This is a genomic window from Streptomyces himastatinicus ATCC 53653, assembly GCF_000158915.1.
GTDB classification, from domain to species: domain Bacteria; phylum Actinomycetota; class Actinomycetes; order Streptomycetales; family Streptomycetaceae; genus Streptomyces; species Streptomyces himastatinicus.
Window position 1 is genome coordinate 6,957,183 of sequence record NZ_GG657754.1, and the last position, 1,076, is coordinate 6,958,258.

The window sequence follows — 1,076 nt, forward strand, 5'->3', positions numbered from 1 at the left end:
GTACGGGGCGTACGCCACGTACGGGTCCCGCGATGCGTCTGAGCCCGGCGAATCGTCGTACGAGTCATACGCCTCCTACGGCTCCCGCGACCCCTACAAGGCGTACGAGGCGTACGAGGCCTACGCCTCGTACGAGCGGCCCTTCGGGCCCGGCGCCCGTAGTTTCGCCGCCGGGAGTCTCCGGCCGCGCCTGGACGCGCTGCGTCAGCTGGTGGGGCTGTCCCGCACCCGGCTGGACGGACGCACCCTCGCCGGGGCCGGGCGGGTCCTGGACGAGGCCACCGCGCGCGGACGGCATCCGCTGGGGCACACCGTCGTCGCCCTCGCCGGAGCCACCGGAAGCGGTAAGTCGACACTCTTCAACGCGCTCGCCGGGGCGCCGCTCTCCGAGTGCGGGATCCGGCGGCCGACCACCGCCGCGCCGCTCTCCTGCGCCTGGACCGATCACGCCGACGGGCTGCTGGACCGGCTCGGCATCCCGCATGCGGACCGGCGCCGTCCGGCGTATCCGTACGACCCCGCGCTGCGCGGCCTCGTCCTGCTCGACCTGCCCGACCACGACTCGGCCGCCCCGGGCCACCGGGACCGGGTGGACCGGCTGCTGGGGCTGGTCGACGCGGTGGTGTGGGTGGTGGATCCCGAGAAGTACGCGGACGCGGTGCTGCACGAGCGCTATCTGCGGCCGCTCGCCGGTTATGCGGAGGTCACGTTCGTCGTCCTCAACCAGGTGGACCGGCTGCCGGGCGACGCCGCCGACCAGGTGCTGGACGATCTGCGGCGGCTGCTGGACGAGGACGGGCTGGCGCTCGGCGAACACGGGGAGCCGGGCGCGGCGGTACTCGCCCTGTCCGCGCTCACCGGGGAGGGGGTCGGAGAGCTGCGGGAGATGCTGGGCGGGCTCGCGGCCGAATGCGGCGCGGCGGAGCGACGGCTGGCGGCCGACGTGGACGGCACGACGGCGCGGCTGCGGCCGCAGTACGTGGCGGACGGGGCACCCGCCGGGTTCACCGGCCGGGCGCGGGCGGAGTTCGAGGACCGGCTCGCGGAGGCGGCAGGGCGCGGCGGCGACCGGACAG

1 protein-coding gene is annotated in these 1,076 nt (G+C 75.7%); it reads left to right on the forward strand.

All coding sequences use genetic code 11. From position 1 onward, the window contains the following. Positions 1-1,076 (forward strand): GTPase (locus tag SSOG_RS29260; RefSeq protein ID WP_009717875.1); only part of this gene is annotated, 1,076 nt, incomplete at both ends.